This is a genomic window from Streptomyces sp. H27-H5 (assembly GCF_026627505.1).
Lineage (GTDB): Bacteria > Actinomycetota > Actinomycetes > Streptomycetales > Streptomycetaceae > Streptomyces.
In genome coordinates this window covers 1-16,719 of sequence record NZ_JAPNLK010000132.1, presented here as the reverse complement: position 1 = coordinate 16,719, position 16,719 = coordinate 1, and the positions used below count along the sequence as shown (strand labels likewise).

Genomic DNA, 16,719 nt, shown 5'->3' with positions numbered 1-16,719 from the left:
CAGCGCGGCCAACTCCTCGTACGAGGGCAGCTGCGGCGGGGCATCGGTCACAAGGTCAATCTACCGGCCCCGCAGGACCACCTCGCACCACATCGCCGCAGCTCACCGGCCGTCCAAAACAGTCACAACAGCGGAACCTGTTGGGGCAGGCCCTGCCGTTTGAAGCTTTTGGGTTTCATCGGATTGGGGGACCCGATTCAGACCCGTCAAAAAGGTCCTGCTTGCGAGCCTCAGGCCTCGCTGCGCTGCTGCGGAATTCCCGCGAGCAGTGCGCGAACCTCAGCCTCGCGGTAACGGCGGTGTCCACCCAGGGTGCGGATGGACGTGAGCTTGCCAGCCTTGGCCCAGCGGGTGACCGTCTTCGGGTCCACGCGGAACATCGTGGCAACCTCAGCCGGGGTCAGCAGCGGCTCGGCATCAGGGGTGCGAGCGGTCATGAGCGGCCTCCTCGGGAGAACCGAACCATCTCGGTTCTTTCCTCTAAATTCTGCACCTTGGCCCACGTTGCCCGAAATGGACATACGCAGGCCGAGTCGGTTATAGGACGAACGGCTTGTCCTCGGCACTACAACTACACCATCCGTCCAGCCTCGACGGCCAAACCGATGGAATTGCCCTCCGAGGTGTTCATCAGCGGCGGAAGCCGATGGACCGTCCCATAACGGACAGTCACCCCACTGTGACGATCAGTCACAGAGCGATCAGGAGTCGTCAGACCCCCCATAGAGTGCAATACCGAGCATTCCGCCCTTACTTGGACGGAAGGAACCCTCCCCGGACTCCTTGTCCTATTTTGGCACGAGGGTAGGGGAAGGGCGCAAGGGTGTAGATAGTGCGGTCCGTCACGCTTGGGCCAATGGCCCGTATCGGGACGTAGGTCCCGGCACTAAGACCCCAATACCGTGATCAAGCCTCTGATCTGCGACTTATGGCCGATCGGACGATACGGGCGATACGGCGGGCACGCCAGGGGTCTCCGGGACCTAATTCGCGAACAGTCTCTCCCGAACCGCCCCCCAGCGCTCCGCGAGCTCCCCGTACGTCCGGGCCGCGCCCTCCCGGTCCCCGGCCCGCAGCTCCGCGATCCCCCGCGCCAGATCCCGCGCGGAGCGGTCGTCGGCCAGCCCGGCCTCCGGCAGGGTGTGCGCCAGTCCGCCGTAGTCCAGCTCGACCATCGAGCGCGGGTGGAACTCCTCCAGCCAGCTGCCGACCTCCACCAGGCCCTCCGTGAGCATGCCGTACCCCTCCGCCTCGCGCAGGGTCCGCAGCCCCCGGGCGAGCCGGCGCCGGGCCTGCACCATCGGGGTGCGGTAGCGCAGCCGCTCGCCCGGGAGGTACTCCCGTTCCTCGTCGGACACCAGCACGAACCACCGCAGCGGGACCTGCCAGACCCCGGTCCGGATCCACGGGCGGCCGTCCGGGTTCCGCTCGCGCCACGCCTCGTACTCCTCGGTCGCCCGACGGCGGGCGGCCGGGGGCAGCGCCGCGTCCAGCAGCGGGCCCGGGAACCACTCCACGAGTTCCTCCAGCGCCAGCCAGCCGCGCAGCCTGGTCCGCCACGGGCAGACCAGCAGCGTCCCGTCCCACTCGGTGGTGAAGGCGTCGGCGCTCTCGTGCCGGGGGACCGCGACCAGGGGCACCCGCACCAAGTCCGCGAGCGACCGGCGCAGTTCGTCCTGGGCGGTCGGGGTGTCGGCCCGCCGGGCGTAGTCGGCCCAGTGCGTGCGCTCCGGTTCGGGGAAGGCCGCCAGTGGCTCGTAGACGCGCAGGTAGGAGGCGTAGGGAACGGTCGGTGCGGGGCGCGCGGAGGGCGGCCGGGGGTCGGGGGATTCGCTCACGCTCTCGTACTCCCCCGCGCCGGTCGGCGGTACTCCGGCGGGCACCCGCGAGGTCGTCGGGACGGCGCCCGGGACCCGGGAGTGTTTCGATCCCCGGACAGGACGCCTGCGCGGGCCCCTCAGGTCTTACGCTGCTCCCAGCGCGCCCTCCCCCACCCGCAGGGGGGCGTCTTCCCGCCGCATCTCTTCCATGGGAGTCACCACCGTGACCGAAATGACCGACGGCGTCCTGCACACCCTGTTCCGCACGGAACAGGGCGGCCACGAGCAAGTCGTGCTGTGCCAGGACCGAGCCACCGGCCTCAAGGCTGTCATCGCCATCCACTCCACCGCCCTGGGCCCGGCCCTCGGTGGTACCCGCTTCCACGCCTACGCCTCGGACGGGGAGGCCGTCCTCGACGCGCTGAACCTCGCCCGCGGCATGTCGTACAAGAACGCCCTCGCCGGCCTCGACCACGGCGGCGGCAAGGCCGTGATCATCGGCGACCCGGACATCCTCAAGAGCGAGGAACTGCTGCTGGCCTACGGCCGGTTCGTGGAGTCCCTCGGCGGCCGCTACGTGACGGCTTGCGACGTCGGCACGTACGTCGCGGACATGGATGTGGTGGCCCGCGAGACCCGCTGGGCGACCGGTCGCTCCCCCGAGAACGGCGGCGCCGGCGACTCCTCGGTCCTCACCTCGTACGGCGTCTTCCAGGGCATGCGCGCGAGCGCCCAGCACCTGTGGGGCGACCCGACCCTGCGCGACCGCAAGGTCGCCGTCGCGGGCGTCGGCAAGGTCGGTCGGCACCTGGTGGAGCACCTGCTGGAGGACGGCGCGGAGGTCGTCATCACCGACGTCCGACGCGAGTCGGTGCAGGAGATCCTCGACCGGCACCCGGGTCGGGTGACCGCCGCCTTCGACACGGACTCGCTGATCCGCACCGAGGGCCTGGACATCTACGCCCCGTGCGCGCTGGGCGGTGCGCTCAACGACGCCTCGGTGCCGGTGCTGACCGCCAAGGTCGTCTGTGGCGCGGCGAACAACCAGCTCGCCCACCCGGGTGTGGAGAAGGACCTCGCGGACCGCGGGATCCTCTACGCCCCCGACTACGTGGTCAACGCGGGCGGGGTCATCCAGGTCGCCGACGAGCTCCACGGCTTCGACTTCGACCGGTGCAAGGCCAAGGCGTCGAAGATCTTCGACACCACGCTGGCCATATTCACACGTGCGAAGGAAGACGGGATTCCGCCGGCCGCCGCGGCCGACCGGATCGCCGAGCAGCGGATGGCCGACGCGCGCGGCGTCGTCGCGGGCTGACCCCTTCCGAGGGTGCTCGGGACCCGCCGGAGGCGCAGGGGAGACGGAACTCACTGTCCTTCGGCGGGTCGCCCGCCAGGAAAGGGTTAAAATCGCAGCTGACCAGCGAGTACGGGGTGTCTCGTTGGTACTGCATCGGCGCGCGTGATGCGGGCGGCGTACCGTACGGCCGCTGAAGCAGGTACCGTTGAACCCCTACGGACGGTCTCTCCACGGAGAGCCCGCTCCGAACCATGAACGCGTGTCAGACTCTGGGGCCGTCGAGCCCCGTCACCGAGGGGGTCGAGCCATGGGGCGCGGCCGGGCCAAGGCCAAGCAGACAAAGGTCGCCCGCCAGCTGAAGTACAACAGCGGCGGGACTGACCTCTCGCGTCTGGCCAATGAGCTGGGCGCATCGCCGACAGAGCCGCTGCCCGTCAGCGCGCCGGTCGAGGTCGATGACGATCTGGATGATGACGAAGACGACCCGTACGCCAAGTACGCGGCTCTCTACAACGGCGATGACGACGAGGACGAGGACGATGAGTCCGGTCCTTCGGCGCAGCGCCGCGGCGCTTGACGCTCTCTCGACGTCTGCGTAGGCAATAAGTCTCAAAAGTACTGAAACCCGGTCCAGGGCCTCGCCCCGGACCGGGTTTCAGTGCTGCTCAGCTCGCGTAGGAACCGGTCAGGGTCGCGCCTTCGGTGTGGTCGCCCCGGTCCAGGATCTCGCCGGCGACCCAGGCGTCCACGCCGCGGTCGGCCAGCGCGGTCAGGGCCACGTCCACCGACTCCTGCGGGACCACGGCCATCATGCCGACACCCATGTTGAGCGTCTTCTCCAGCTCCAGGCGCTCCACCTGTCCGGCCTTGCCGACCAGGTCGAAGATCGCACCGGGGGCCCAGGTCGCACGGTCGACCGTGGCGTGCAGGTGGTCCGGGATCACCCGCGCCAGGTTCGCGGCGAGGCCGCCGCCCGTGATGTGCGAGTACGCGTGGACCTCGGCCGTGCGGGTGAGGGCGAGACAGTCCAGCGAGTAGATCTTGGTCGGCTCCAGCAGCTCCTCGCCGAGGGTCCGGCCGAGCTCCTCGACGTGACCTTCCAGGGGCATCCCGGCACGGTCCAGGAGGACATGCCGGACCAGCGAGTACCCGTTCGAGTGAAGACCGGAGGAGGCCATCGCGATGACGGCGTCCCCCGTACGGATGCGATCCGCGCCCAGCAGCCGGTCGTACTCGACGACTCCGGTGCCGGCGCCCGCCACGTCGAAGTCGTCGGGGCCCAGGAGACCCGGGTGCTCGGCGGTCTCGCCGCCCACGAGGGCGCAGCCGGCGAGGACGCAACCCTCCGCGATGCCCTTCACGATGGCCGCGACACGCTCGGGGTGGACCTTGCCGACGCAGATGTAGTCCGTCATGAAGAGCGGCTCGGCGCCACAGACGACGATGTCGTCCATGACCATCGCGACCAGGTCGTGGCCGATGGTGTCGTACACGCCGAGGCGGCGGGCGATGTCCACCTTGGTGCCGACGCCATCGGTGGCGGAGGCGAGCAGGGGGCGCTCGTAGCGCTTGAGGGCGGAGGCGTCGAAGAGGCCGGCGAAACCGCCGAGGCCGCCGAGGACCTCGGGGCGCTGCGTCTTCTTCACCCACTCCTTCATGAGTTCGACGGCGCGGTCGCCCGCTTCGATGTCGACACCTGCTGCTGCGTAGCTGGCACCGGTGGTCTTCTCTGTCATGACAGGAGAGAGCTTTCGTGTCGTTACTGCGGGTGGTGCACAGCCCTGGGAGAAGCTTGAAAGACAGGGCCGGGCGCAGGTCGAGCTGGGGCCGAGCCGGTCCGACCCGACCTGGTGCGGTCGGGTCGGACGAGGGCTACGGGCGCCGGAGCGCGTCGGCGGCGTCGGTGCCGCCGGCGAGTTCGGTCTCCAGGAGCTGCTTGCCGAGGAGCTGCGGGTCGGGCAGTTCCATCGGGTACTCGCCGTCGAAGCAGGCACGGCAGAGGTTCGGCTTCTGGATGGTGGTCGCCTCGACCATCGCGTCGAGCGAGATGTACGAGAGCGAGTCGGCACCCATCGACGTGGCGATCTCGTCGACGGTCATGCCGTTCGCGATGAGCTCGGCCCGGGTGGCGAAGTCGATGCCGAAGAAGCACGGCCACTTCACCGGCGGCGAGGAGATCCGGATGTGGACCTCCGCCGCGCCGGCCTCGCGGAGCATCTTGACCAGGGCGCGCTGGGTGTTGCCGCGGACGATCGAGTCGTCCACGACCACCAGGCGCTTGCCCCGGATGACTTCCTTGAGCGGGTTGAGCTTGAGACGGATGCCGAGCTGGCGGATCGTCTGCGAGGGCTGGATGAAGGTCCGGCCCACGTAGGCGTTCTTGACCAGGCCGACGCCGTACGGGATCCCGCTGGCCTCGGCGTAGCCGACGGCGGCGGGCGTGCCGGACTCCGGCGTCGCTATCACCAGGTCGGCGTCGACCGGGGCTTCCTTGGCGAGGCGCCGACCCATCTCGACACGCGAGAGGTAGACGTTCCGGCCGGCGATGTCGGTGTCCGGGCGCGCCAGGTAGACGTACTCGAACACACAACCCTTGGGCTTCGCTTCTGCGAATCGGGAGCTGCGCAGGCCGTTCTCGTCGATCGCGATGAGCTCGCCCGGCTCGACCTCGCGGACGAAGCTGGCGCCGCAGATGTCGAGGGCGGCGGTCTCACTGGCGACCACCCAGCCGCGGTCCAGGCGGCCGAGGACCAGCGGGCGGATGCCCTGCGGGTCACGGGCGGTGTAGAGGGTTCCCTCGTCCATGAACACGAGCGAGAACGCGCCCTTGACCTGAGGGAGGACCTTGGTGGCCGACTCCTCGATGGTCAGGGGCTTGCCCTCGTCGTCGACCTGGCCGGCCAGCAGTGCGGTGACCAGGTCGGTGTCATTGGTGGCCGCCACCTGGGTGGCGCGGCCGTCCTGACGGGGGAGGTCGGCGACCATCTCGGCGAGCTCGGCGGTGTTCACCAGGTTGCCGTTGTGACCCAGGGCAATGGAGCCGTGGGCGGTCGCGCGGAAAGTGGGCTGCGCGTTCTCCCAGACGGAGGCTCCGGTGGTCGAGTAGCGGGCGTGACCGACCGCGATGTGACCTTGGAGCGAGCCGAGAGAGGTTTCGTCGAAGACTTGGGAAACGAGGCCCATGTCCTTGAAGACGAGGATCTGGGAACCGTTGCTCACAGCGATTCCCGCGGACTCTTGTCCGCGGTGCTGCAGCGCATACAGTCCGAAGTAGGTGAGCTTGGCGACCTCTTCACCCGGAGCCCAGACACCGAAGACGCCGCAAGCGTCCTGGGGGCCCTTTTCGCCGGGGAGCAGGTCGTGGTTGAGTCGTCCATCACCACGAGGCACGCTCCCGAGTGTAGGCGAGATCGACCACTGGTCCGAATTGGGGACGGCCCGTAAAAGTCACAGTGCGGACAGTCGGGTAACCCGTGCGGAGGGTGACTGTCTCGATATCCGGAATGCCCTGGTTGACAGCCCGTCGTCGATTCGTACAAGCTTCCGGCTCATGCAGCCTCTCGGTGACCGCACCGTCACCCTCGTCGAGCGCCGGCACGTGGACCTCGTCCGTGTCGCGAGCGCCATCTGTTGTTGCCGGGCGTAGTTCCGCCCCGCGCTCCGGCGCGCCTTTTCTGATTCTCCCGGCGCCTCTCGCCGATTTCCCCTGCAGTGCCTTTTCGCTCGCCCCAGCCCGTTCCGCCGTGCCGTGCGCCGTCCCGCGCCGCCGCGGGGTGGGCCGGCGGGCCATGCCCTGAAGCACCTGTGACCTCGTCTGAATCCCGCCTGTCCCGACGCGCCTTCGGCGGGGCGGTCGGCGTGAGCGCCGCCGCCGCGGCCGTGGGGCCGGGGGCCGCCGCGCCGGCCGCCGCCGCACCTTCCTCCGCACCCGCCTCCGCTCCCGCCGATGCCCGGCACGCGGGCTCCGAGGAGCGGGAGTTCAAGGCCGCCCGGGGGCGTCACTCCCGGCGGCCGAACATCCTGTTCATCCTCGGCGACGACCTCGGCTGGGCGGACCTGTCCTCGTACGGGTCCCCGCACATCAAGACCCCGAACCTGGACCGGCTCGCCCGCCAGGGAGTCCGGTTCACCGACGCGTACTCCGGCTCCGCGACCTGCTCGCCGACCCGCTTCAGCCTGTACACCGGGCGCTACCCGGGCCGTACCAAGGGCGGGTCGGCCGAGCCGATCGCCGACAAGTCCGTCGGCCTGGAGCCCTCGCACCCGACGCTGGCCTCGCTGCTCAAGGAGTCCGGCTACGCGACCGCGTTGATCGGCAAGTGGCACGCCGGGTACCTGCCGGACCACAGCCCCACCCGGTCCGGCTGGGACGAGTTCTTCGGCAACTTCGGCGGGGCCCTGGAGTACTACTCCAAGCTGGGCCTGGGCGGGGAGTACGACCTCTACGAGGGCGACGCCGAGTACAAGGACCTGCGCTACTACACGCGGATCATCACCGAGCGGGCGAGCGAGTACGTGTCCCGCGACCACCACGGCAAGCCGTGGCTGCTGAACCTCAACTTCACGACCCCGCACTGGCCTTGGATCGCCGACGGGGACACGAAGGAGAGCGCCGAGATCGTCCGCCGGATCAAGGCGGGCGACGGCCGGGCGCTGTGGCACCAGGACGGCGGCTCCGTGGAGAAGTACAAGGAGATGGTCGAGGACCTCGACCGTTCGATCGGGGAGGTGCTGAAGGCACTGAAGCGCTCCGGCCAGGAGGAGGACACCCTGGTCGTCTTCTCCAGCGACAACGGGGGCGAGCGCTTCTCGTACAACTGGCCGCTCTCCGGCAACAAGGCCTCGCTCCAGGAGGGCGGGATCCGGGTGCCGAACATCGTGCGCTGGCCGGCGCGCCTGGACGGCGGACAGGTCAGCCACGTCCCGGTGTTCAGCCCGGACTGGACGGCGACGCTGCTGGAGCTGGCCGGGGCCCGGCCGAACCGCGCGTACCCGCTCGACGGGGTGAGCCTGGCCGGATACCTGCTGCGGGGCGAGCGGGTCGCGGAGCGGAACCTGTTCTGGCGGGTGCGGGGCGAGCGGGCGCTGCGCCGCGGGGACTGGAAGTACTACCGGGGCAAGGCCGGCAAGGACCAGCTCTTCAACCTGGCCGGGGACGTCCGCGAGCAGGCCGACAAGGCGGCCGTGGAACCGGCCAGGCTGGCCGAACTGCGGGCGGCCTGGGAGAAGACGGACGCGACGCTGCTCCCGTACCCGGCCTGACCCGGCCCTCTGACCTGCCCGATCTGCCCGATCCGTCTGCTCGGTCCGATGCGTCGGGGCGGTCCGATGCGTCGGGGGGGGGGAGGCCGGCGGCGGGCCGCTCCCGGTGGGTGTCCACAGGCTGTGGACACCCACCGGGAGCGGGGCGGAGTCATTCGACGGCGGAGGCCGCCTTGGCTCCCAGGCCCTTGCCGCTGTCGTCGGTGGCGGTGAGGGTCAGGGTGTCGCCCTGGACGCGGTGTTCGAGCGGGCCACTGGCGAACAGCGCGGTCAGCGCCTGTTCGACGTCACCGGCCGGGCCGGTACAGGCCATCCGTGTCGAGGTCAGGGGCCCGAAGGTGATCCGGGACCCCTCGACGACGGCCCGGGCGGAGAACCGGTTGCAGCCGAGGTTGCCGCTCGCGGCGCCGTCGGCGGCGATGGTGAACCGGGCCTTGCCCGCCGCCTCGGCGGGCACCGAGGACACGGTCGTGCCCTGGATCAGGGAGTTCGCGCTCCAGTCGGTGGTCGTGAGGGGCGCGTCCGGGGTCCGGGGCTTCGTGGTCAGGGCGATGGTGTTGCCGTCCGCCGTCTTCAGGGTGAGGTGCTCCGGCCGGCTGTCGATCGTGAGCGCGCCACGGAAGAGCTTGGCGAAGGCCGTCTCGAACGCGATGTCCGGGCAGGCCATCGCGGTCCTGGAGCCCGGTTGGACGTTCATGGTCGAGCCCTTGATCTCCACCTTGGCCGACAGGCCGTTGCAGCCGTAGTTGCCCGTGGCCTCGTAGGGGGCCTCGGCGCCGATGGCCAGTCGGGCCGCTGCGGGCGCGGTCAGGGTCTTCCCGTCCACGGTCACGCTCTCCACGGACCAACTCGTCCCCGGAAGGCCCGGTGCTGGATCCGGGCCGGAGGGGGTCGTCTGGTCCGCGCAGGCGGTCACTGCGGTGGTGACGGCGAGCGTGAGGGCGGCGAGGACGTGCCGTTGCTGACGCATGCACCTGGGACGGACGAGGTGCCCGGACGGTTCCCTTCCGCCTGCCGTCGGCCCGCCGTCCGACCCTTGGAGGAGGTTTCCCTCAGCCCATCAGCGGGAGCAGCGCGCCCAGATCGGCCCGTTCCCCGCTCGCGCTGAGCCGGGCCCCGTCCAGCGCTTCGTCCCAGGTCGTACGGCCCGTCGCGAGCCGGATCCAGGTCAGCGGGTCGGTCTCGACCACGTTGGGCGGGGTGCCCCGGGTGTGCCGGGGTCCCTCCAGGCACTGAACCACGGCGAAGGGCGGGATCCGCAGCTCCACCGAACCCCCGGGGGCCTTGTCCGCGAGGGCGTCGGCGAGCAGCCGGGTGCAGGCGGCGAGGGCCTGCCGGTCGATCGGGATCTCCAGGCCGGCGGCCCGGTTGAGGTCGTCGGTGTGGACGACCAGTTCCACGGTGCGGGTGACCATGAACGGCCCGAAGGCCATCGCGCCGACCCGCAGCCCGAGCAGTCGGCTGTCCGGGACCACCCGCAGCAGTTCGGCGAGCCGGGTCGCCGCCTCCTCGTACAGCGGGCCGAGTTCCTCGCCGGCGGCGGTCTCCCGGGCCAGTTCGTCGATCTGTCCGGCGATCCCGGCCGTGGCGAAGGGCCAGTTCCGTACGGTCAGCTCGGCTTCGGCCGGTTCGGGCCGCGCCGCCGCCTCGGGGATGGACCGGATGATCCAGGCGATGTGCGCGGCGAGGTCCCGTACGGTCCAGCTTCCGAGGTGCGTGGGGCGGGCCGACTCCTCGGGGGTCAGCGTCGCCACGGCCGCGGCGATGTGGCCGAACTGCGCGGTGACGGCCGCGCGGATCTTGGCGGAGTCGTAGGTACGCGGCTTCTTCCGGGCGGTCGGCATGGAGCCGACCCTATCCGGCGCACTCAGCCCGGGAACGGGCCCCGGACCATGCCCTGGTCGGTGTCGCCAGCGGGAGCTTCGGCGGGGGTGCCGTCGGCGGCTTCGACCGCGGCTTCGAAGGTGGTGCCGTTCGCGGGGAGGCCCACGCCGCGCCAGGTGAAGGGCAGGCCCCGGGCCGTCTCCGGGTGCGGCCCGTCCATCACCATCAGGTAGAGCATGATTCCGGTCGGACGGGCGAGGAAACAACGGCCGCACGACCGAGCCCCCGTCCGGAGGACTCCGGACGGGGGCTCGATGACGGTACGAGCGGGAACGACGGTACGGGCGGGATCAGGCGAGCAGCGCCGGGATCGTCGCCTCGTGGGCGGTCCGCAGTTCCGCGAGCGGAATCGTGAACTCGCCCTGGATCTCGATCTCCTCGCCGTCCACCACGCCGATGCGGGCGGCCGGCAGGCCCCGCGCACCGCACATGTCGGTGAAGCGGAGCTCCTCGCTGCGCGGGACGGCCACGACGGCCCGGCCCGCGGACTCGGAGAACAGGAAGGTGAAGGCGTCCAGGCCCTCGGGCACCACGATCCGCGCACCGTTGCCGCCGCGCAGGCAGGACTCGGTGAGCGCCTGGATCACGCCGCCGTCGGACAGGTCGTGCGCGGCGTCGATCATGCCGTCGCGCGAGGCCGAGATCAGGATCTCGCCGAGCAGCTTCTCGCGACCCAGGTCCACCTTCGGCGGCATGCCGCCGAGGTGCTGGTGCACGACCTCGGACCAGGCCGAACCGCCGAACTCCTCGGCGGTGTCGCCGAGCAGGTACAGGAGTTGGCCGGCCTCCGCGAACGCCATCGGCGTGCGGCGGTTGACGTCGTCGATCACACCGAGGACCGCCACGACCGGGGTCGGGTGGATCGCGGTCTCGCCGGTCTGGTTGTACAGCGAGACGTTGCCGCCGGTCACCGGGGTGCCCAGCTCCAGGCAGCCGTCCGCGAGACCGCGGGTGGCCTCGGCGAACTGCCACATGACGCCCGGGTCCTCCGGCGAACCGAAGTTGAGGCAGTCGGAGATGGCGAGCGGCTTGGCGCCGGTCGCGGCGACGTTGCGGTACGCCTCGGCCAGCGCGAGCTGCGCGCCCGTGTACGGGTCGAGCTTCGCGAAACGGCCGTTGCCGTCGGTGGCCATGGCGACGCCGAGGTTGGTGTCCTCGTCGATGCGGACCATGCCGGCGTCCTCGGGCTGCGAGAGCACCGTGTTGCCCTGGACGAAGCGGTCGTACTGGTCGGTGATCCAGGACTTGGAGGCCTGGTTCGGGGAGGACACCAGCGCCAGGACCTGCGCGCGGAGCTCCTCGGAGGTCCCCGGGCGGGGCAGCTTGCCCGCGTCGTCGGCCTGGAGGGCGTCCTGCCACGCGGGGCGGGCGAACGGGCGGTTGTAGACCGGGCCCTCGTGGGCGACGGTGCCCGGGGGCACGTCCACGATCTGCTCGCCGTGCCAGAAGATCTCCAGGCGCTCGCCCTCGGTGACCTCACCGATGACGGTGGCGATGACGTCCCACTTCTCGCAGATCTCCATGAAGCGGTCCACGTGCTGCGGCTCGACGATCGCGCACATGCGTTCCTGCGACTCGCTCATGAGGATTTCCTCGGGCGAGAGCGTCGCGTCGCGCAGCGGGACGGTGTCGAGTTCGACGCGCATGCCGCCGGAGCCCGCGGAGGCCAGCTCGCTCGTGGCGCAGGAGAGCCCGGCGCCGCCGAGGTCCTGGATGCCCGCGACCAGCTTCTCCTTGAAGATCTCCAGGGTGCACTCGATGAGGAGCTTCTCCTGGAACGGGTCGCCGACCTGCACGGCCGGCCGCTTGGTCGGCTTGGTGTCGTCGAAGGTCTCCGAGGCCAGCACGGACACGCCGCCGATGCCGTCGCCGCCGGTGCGGGCGCCGTAGAGGATGACCTTGTTGCCGGGGCCGGAGGCCTGGGCCAGGTGGATGTCCTCGTGCTTCATCACGCCGATGCAACCGGCGTTGACCAGCGGGTTGCCCTGGTAGCAGGCGTCGAAGACGACCTCGCCGCCGATGTTCGGCAGGCCCAGACAGTTGCCGTAGCCTCCGATGCCGGCGACGACGCCCGGCAGGACGCGCTTGGTGTCGGGGTGGTCGGCCGCGCCGAAGCGCAGCGGGTCCACGACCGCGACCGGGCGGGCGCCCATCGCGAGAATGTCGCGGACGATGCCGCCGATGCCGGTGGCCGCGCCCTGGTAGGGCTCGATGTACGACGGGTGGTTGTGCGACTCGACCTTGAAGGTGACCGCGTAGCCCTGGCCCACGTCGACGACGCCGGCGTTCTCGCCGATGCCGACGAGCATGGCGTCGTTCTCCGGGACCTTCTCGCCGAACTGCTTCAGGTGGACCTTGCTGCTCTTGTACGAGCAGTGCTCGGACCACATGACCGAGTACATGGCGAGCTCGGCGCCCGTGGGACGGCGGCCGAGGATCTCCCGGATGCGGGCGTACTCGTCCTCCTTGAGGCCGAGTTCCTTCCACGGCTGGGAGGCGTCCGGGGTGTCGGTGGCGTGCTTGACGGTGTCGAGGCTCATGCGCTGACCAGCTTCTTCAGGACCGAGGTGAAGAACGGGAGACCGTCGGTGCGGCCCGTCCCGATCAGCGGTTCCACCGCGTGCTCGGGGTGCGGCATGAGGCCGACGACGTTGCCCGCGGCGTTGGTGATGCCGGCGATGTCGCGCAGCGAACCGTTCGGGTTCCCGTCCAGGTACCGGAAGGCCACTCGTCCTTCGGCCTCCAGTTCGTCCAGCACCCGCTCGTCGGCGGTGTAGCGGCCGTCCATGTTCTTGAGCGGTACGGAGATCTCCTGGCCGGCGGTGTAGTCGCCGGTCCACGCGGTCTCCGCGTTCTCCACGCGCAACTTCTGGTCGCGGCAGATGAAGTGCAGGTGGTTGTTGCGGAGCATCGCCCCCGGCAGCAGGTGGGCCTCGGTGAGGACCTGGAAGCCGTTGCAGATGCCGAGGACCGGCATGCCGGCCCTGGCCTGCTCGATGATGGTCTCCATCACCGGCGAGAAGCGGGAGATGGCCCCGGCGCGCAGGTAGTCCCCGTAGGAGAAGCCGCCCGCGAGGACGACCGCGTCGACCTGATGCAGGTCCTTGTCGCGGTGCCACAGCGAGACCGGCTCGGCTCCCGCGATGCGGATGGCGCGCAGCGAGTCACGGTCGTCGAGCGTTCCGGGGAACGTGACGACTCCGATGCGAGTGGTCACCCTCAGGCCTCGACCTTCACGGTGAAGTCTTCGATGACGGTGTTGGCGAGGAAGGTTTCGGCCATCTTGTGGATGCGGTCGAGGGCGGCCTGGTCGACCGGTCCCTCCACCTCCAGTTCGAAGCGCTTCCCCTGGCGGACGTCGGCGATTCCCTCGAAGCCCAGCCGCGGCAGTGCACGCTGCACCGCCTGGCCCTGGGGGTCGAGGATCTCCGGCTTGAGCATGACGTCGACTACGACGCGTGCCACTGGCACTCCCGTGTGGTGGTTGGTGCGAAGGCGGTTACATCAGCGTACCCGGCGAAAATTTCTACGCGGGTAGATATACCTTGAGCATGATCCGCGACCCGTTTCAGCTTCACCAACGCTTCGCAAAATCCACCGGAAAACCACGTACCCGGGATTGCGGCGGGACACGCGGAGATAATTAACTGGGCTTCGCAATTCAATGCGAATCACGGTACAAAGGAATCGGTCGGGATTCCGACGGATTGATGCATTGCTCCGAAACATCCACACAGGCGACATCACCGCATGTCAGCACGCGGTGACCTCGCACGAAGGGACCGATATCCGTGGCGCAGCGCGTAGTAGTCACGATCTCCGACGACATCGATGGCGGAGAAGCGGCGGAAACGGTCGTGTTCGCACTGGACGGTAAGTCGTACGAGATCGACCTCAATGTCGCCAACGCAAAGAAACTGCGGAAGGGCCTCGCCCCCTTCGTGGCCGCCGGCCGTCGACAGGCTCGCTCGGGGAAGGCGTACAAGCACACGGCGATCGCCCCCGATCCGGCGGTCGTCCGGGCCTGGGCCCGGTCCAACCAGCACGACGTGCCGCCGCGCGGCCGCATCCCCAAGCGGGTCTACGAGGCCTACAACGCTGCCCACTGACCCCGGATTTGCCATCCACCCCCTCTGATCGGCTAGTGTGTGGATCACGCCAAGGGGCGAGGCCGCAAGGCCGAGACCCGAAGTCGTGCGGGTGTAGTTCAGTAGCAGAACACCCCCCTTCCAGGGGGGAGGCGCAGTGTGCAATCCCTGTCACCCGCTCTGCACGCTTTACCGACCACGGTTGTGGATCAGGTAGAGTGATGCTCGCAGCGCACGGCTTTACGTCGTTGCATGCGGACGTAGCTCAGTTGGTAGAGCACCACCTTGCCAAGGTGGATGTCGCGCGTTCGAGTCGCGTCGTCCGCTCAGTGTGACAAAGGCCCCGATCATTGATCGGGGCCTTTGTCGTGTATTCACCCCTATACCCGCGCCTTTGCCCGGTGCCGCCTGACATATGTCATCCCCCGTCATGACAGCACGCACTGCCGGGGCGGCCGGTCCGCCGCGAGCCTTGGTTCATGACCGACACAGTGATGACCGACACGGTGATCCGGGCCGAGGAACTGCGACGCCGTTACGCCGGCGGCTTCGAGGCCGTCCGCGGCGTCTCCTTCTCCGTGGGGCGCGGCGAGATCTTCGCCCTGCTCGGGACGAACGGGGCGGGCAAGACGTCCACCGTGGAACTCCTGGAGGGACTGGCCGCGCCCGACGGCGGTCGGGTGCGGGTCTTCGGGCTCGACCCGTACAGGCAGCGGGCCGAGGTCCGGCCGCGCACCGGGATCATGCTCCAGGACGGCGGCTTCCCCTCCGACCTGACCGTCGCCGAGACGGTGCGGATGTGGGCCGGGGTGACCACGGGCGCCCGGCCCGGGGCGGAGGTCCTGGAACTGGTCGGGCTGGCCGCCCGGTCCTCCGTACGGATCAAGCAGCTGTCCGGCGGTGAGCGGCGGCGGCTCGATCTGGCGCTGGCCCTGCTGGGGCGGCCGGAGGTGCTGTTCCTCGACGAGCCGACCACCGGCATGGACCCCGAGGGCCGCCGGGACACCTGGGCGCTGGTGCGGGAACTGCGCGAACGGGGCACCACGGTGTTGCTGACCACGCACTACCTGGAGGAGGCGGCGGAGCTCGCCGACCGGCTGGCGATCCTCCACGAGGGGGAACCGGTGCTGACCGGCACGCCCGCGGAGGTGAGCGCGACGCGGCCCTCCCGGATCCGTTTCACGCTCCCGGAGGCGGTGCCCGCGGCGCGGCTGCCGCTGTCCCTGCGGGCGGCGGCGGACGGACGGCAGGTGGAGATCCGTACCGAACGGCTCCAGGAGAGCCTCGGGGAACTGCTGCGCTGGGCGCACGAGGCCGCGGTGGAGCTGATCGGGCTCGACGCCCGGTCCGCCTCGCTGGAGGAGGCCTTCCTGGAGATCGCACGGAGCCGCCGGAGCCCCCTGTCCGGCGCCCGGACCGACGAGGACGAGAGGGCGGGAATCCGATGAGCATGCCGAACCTGACCGCACCGCGCCTGAGTCCCCGGCGGCTCACCGCCCTGGGCCGCTCCGAGCTGACCCTGCTGCGGCGCAATCGGGCCGCGCTGTCCATGGCCCTGTTGATGCCGGCGGCCATGGTGTTCCTGCTGCGCTCGACGCTCGCCGACGCGGACGAGCGCAGCGCCGCGGCCCTCGGCCGGGCCACCCTGAGCGGCGGCATCGGACTCGTCCTGCTCCTGGTCGTCTACATGAACCTGGTCTCCGCGTACGTGGCCCGGCGCGAGGAACTCGTCCTCAAGCGGCTGCGCACCGGCGAGGCGGGCGACCTGGAGATCCTCGCCGGCACCGCGCTGCCGGCCGCGGTCGTCGCCCTCGGGCAGATCGGCGTCCTCGTCCTGGCCGGGGCGGTTGCCCTGGACGCGCCGATGCCGGACAACCCGCTGCTCCTGATCGTCGCGGTACTCGCGGCGATCGTGCTGCTGGCCGGGTTGTCGGCGCTGACCAGCTCCTTCACCCGGAGCGTGGAGAGCGCGGGCATCACCACGGTGCCGCTGCTGCTGGTGAGCCTGCTCGGCTCGGGCCTGTTCGTACCGATGGACAGCCTGCCGCGGACGCTGGCATCGGTGTGCGAACTGCTTCCCCTGAGCGGCGTCATGACGCTGGTGCGGGGCGCCTGGGACGGCGCGCCGGCCGGGGACCTGACCGGGGCCGCGCTCCTCACGGTGGCCTGGACCGTGACGAGCGTGTTTGCTGTCCACCGGTGGTTCCGCTGGGAACCGCGGCGCTAGTGCGGTCACAGCACTAGTGCAGCGCGTTGCAGGTCCTTTTCCGGTTGGGCGGGTTGGGTGCGGTCACGCCTCGTGGTCGGCGAGGTGGACGATGGCGGCGGTGTCGAAGGCGTCGTTGGGGTGGCCGATGTCGGTGCC

Annotated in this window: 17 protein-coding genes and 2 tRNA genes; 9 read left to right on the top strand and 10 right to left on the bottom strand. The window is 70.1% G+C overall.

The window, feature by feature from the left end; translation table 11 throughout:
- Positions 1-230: 230 nt before the first annotated feature.
- Together bldC and OTB19_RS37855 are read right to left on the bottom strand one after the other, a co-directional pair.
- A complete protein-coding gene (gene bldC, locus OTB19_RS37860; protein ID WP_003949541.1) occupies positions 231-437 on the bottom strand; it encodes a developmental transcriptional regulator BldC in 207 nt (68 codons plus the stop codon).
- A 546-nt stretch (positions 438-983) separates the two neighbouring features.
- A complete protein-coding gene (locus OTB19_RS37855; protein ID WP_267803335.1) occupies positions 984-1,838 on the bottom strand; it encodes a hypothetical protein in 855 nt (284 codons plus the stop codon).
- A gap of 205 nt (positions 1,839-2,043) precedes the next feature.
- Between OTB19_RS37855 and OTB19_RS37850 the strand changes: the two genes are divergently transcribed.
- A complete protein-coding gene (locus OTB19_RS37850; RefSeq protein ID WP_267803334.1) occupies positions 2,044-3,138 on the top strand; it encodes a Leu/Phe/Val dehydrogenase in 1,095 nt (364 codons plus the stop codon).
- Between the two features lie 289 nt (positions 3,139-3,427).
- Positions 3,428-3,697, top strand: coding sequence for a DUF3073 domain-containing protein (locus OTB19_RS37845; RefSeq protein ID WP_267803333.1), 270 nt, complete (start codon positions 3,428-3,430; stop codon positions 3,695-3,697).
- An 88-nt stretch (positions 3,698-3,785) separates the two neighbouring features.
- Here OTB19_RS37845 and purM read toward each other — a convergent pair whose 3' ends face one another.
- Entirely contained in the window at positions 3,786-4,856 is a 1,071-nt protein-coding gene (purM, locus tag OTB19_RS37840; protein WP_053680253.1) for a phosphoribosylformylglycinamidine cyclo-ligase, read from the bottom strand.
- 136 nt (positions 4,857-4,992) lie between these two features.
- Positions 4,993-6,510 (bottom strand): amidophosphoribosyltransferase, encoded by a 1,518-nt coding sequence (gene purF, locus OTB19_RS37835; RefSeq protein WP_267803332.1) that lies wholly within the window; start codon positions 6,508-6,510, stop codon positions 4,993-4,995.
- Between the two features lie 160 nt (positions 6,511-6,670).
- On the opposite strand from purF, the gene OTB19_RS43805 reads away from it, so the two are divergent.
- Together OTB19_RS43805 and OTB19_RS37830 are read left to right on the top strand one after the other, a co-directional pair.
- On the top strand, positions 6,671-6,766 hold the full coding sequence (locus OTB19_RS43805; RefSeq protein ID WP_323178891.1) for a putative leader peptide: 96 nt from the start codon (positions 6,671-6,673) through the stop codon (positions 6,764-6,766).
- Positions 6,767-6,924: 158 nt separating this feature from the next.
- Positions 6,925-8,382: a sulfatase-like hydrolase/transferase gene (locus tag OTB19_RS37830; protein WP_267803331.1), complete on the top strand. Its 1,458-nt coding sequence runs from the start codon at positions 6,925-6,927 to the stop codon at positions 8,380-8,382.
- Positions 8,383-8,533: 151 nt separating this feature from the next.
- On the opposite strand, the gene OTB19_RS37825 is transcribed toward OTB19_RS37830, so the two are convergent.
- The 6 genes from OTB19_RS37825 to purS form a co-directional block, all read right to left on the bottom strand.
- The gene (locus OTB19_RS37825) at positions 8,534-9,352 is read right to left on the bottom strand and encodes an META domain-containing protein (protein ID WP_267803330.1); all 819 of its coding nucleotides are present in this window, start codon (positions 9,350-9,352) and stop codon (positions 8,534-8,536) included.
- An 82-nt stretch (positions 9,353-9,434) separates the two neighbouring features.
- Positions 9,435-10,226, bottom strand: a complete 792-nt coding sequence (locus OTB19_RS37820; RefSeq protein ID WP_267803329.1) for a maleylpyruvate isomerase family mycothiol-dependent enzyme — start codon at positions 10,224-10,226, stop codon at positions 9,435-9,437.
- A 23-nt stretch (positions 10,227-10,249) separates the two neighbouring features.
- Entirely contained in the window at positions 10,250-10,444 is a 195-nt protein-coding gene (locus OTB19_RS37815) for a hypothetical protein (protein WP_324290581.1), read from the bottom strand.
- Between the two features lie 112 nt (positions 10,445-10,556).
- Positions 10,557-12,806, bottom strand: a complete 2,250-nt coding sequence (purL, locus tag OTB19_RS37810; protein WP_267803328.1) for a phosphoribosylformylglycinamidine synthase subunit PurL — start codon at positions 12,804-12,806, stop codon at positions 10,557-10,559.
- Complete coding sequence (gene purQ, locus OTB19_RS37805; protein WP_053680243.1) at positions 12,803-13,483, bottom strand: phosphoribosylformylglycinamidine synthase subunit PurQ; 681 nt, start codon at positions 13,481-13,483, stop codon at positions 12,803-12,805. Before purQ ends, purL begins: the two co-directional genes overlap by 4 nt.
- Positions 13,484-13,485: 2 nt before the next feature.
- On the bottom strand, positions 13,486-13,737 hold the full coding sequence (gene purS, locus OTB19_RS37800; protein WP_008740952.1) for a phosphoribosylformylglycinamidine synthase subunit PurS: 252 nt from the start codon (positions 13,735-13,737) through the stop codon (positions 13,486-13,488).
- 320 nt (positions 13,738-14,057) lie between these two features.
- Between purS and OTB19_RS37795 the strand changes: the two genes are divergently transcribed.
- The 5 genes from OTB19_RS37795 (at position 14,058) to OTB19_RS37775 (ending at position 16,581) form a co-directional block, all read left to right on the top strand.
- The gene (locus OTB19_RS37795) at positions 14,058-14,375 is read left to right on the top strand and encodes a histone-like nucleoid-structuring protein Lsr2 (protein WP_267803327.1); all 318 of its coding nucleotides are present in this window, start codon (positions 14,058-14,060) and stop codon (positions 14,373-14,375) included.
- Between the two features lie 87 nt (positions 14,376-14,462).
- Positions 14,463-14,534, top strand: a tRNA-Gly gene (locus tag OTB19_RS37790).
- Between the two features lie 74 nt (positions 14,535-14,608).
- Positions 14,609-14,681, top strand: a tRNA-Gly gene (locus OTB19_RS37785).
- Between the two features lie 152 nt (positions 14,682-14,833).
- Positions 14,834-15,802 (top strand): ABC transporter ATP-binding protein, encoded by a 969-nt coding sequence (locus tag OTB19_RS37780; protein WP_267803326.1) that lies wholly within the window; start codon positions 14,834-14,836, stop codon positions 15,800-15,802.
- A complete protein-coding gene (locus OTB19_RS37775; protein ID WP_267803325.1) occupies positions 15,799-16,581 on the top strand; it encodes an ABC transporter permease in 783 nt (260 codons plus the stop codon). Before OTB19_RS37780 ends, OTB19_RS37775 begins: the two co-directional genes overlap by 4 nt.
- The last annotated feature ends 138 nt before the right edge of the window (positions 16,582-16,719 follow it).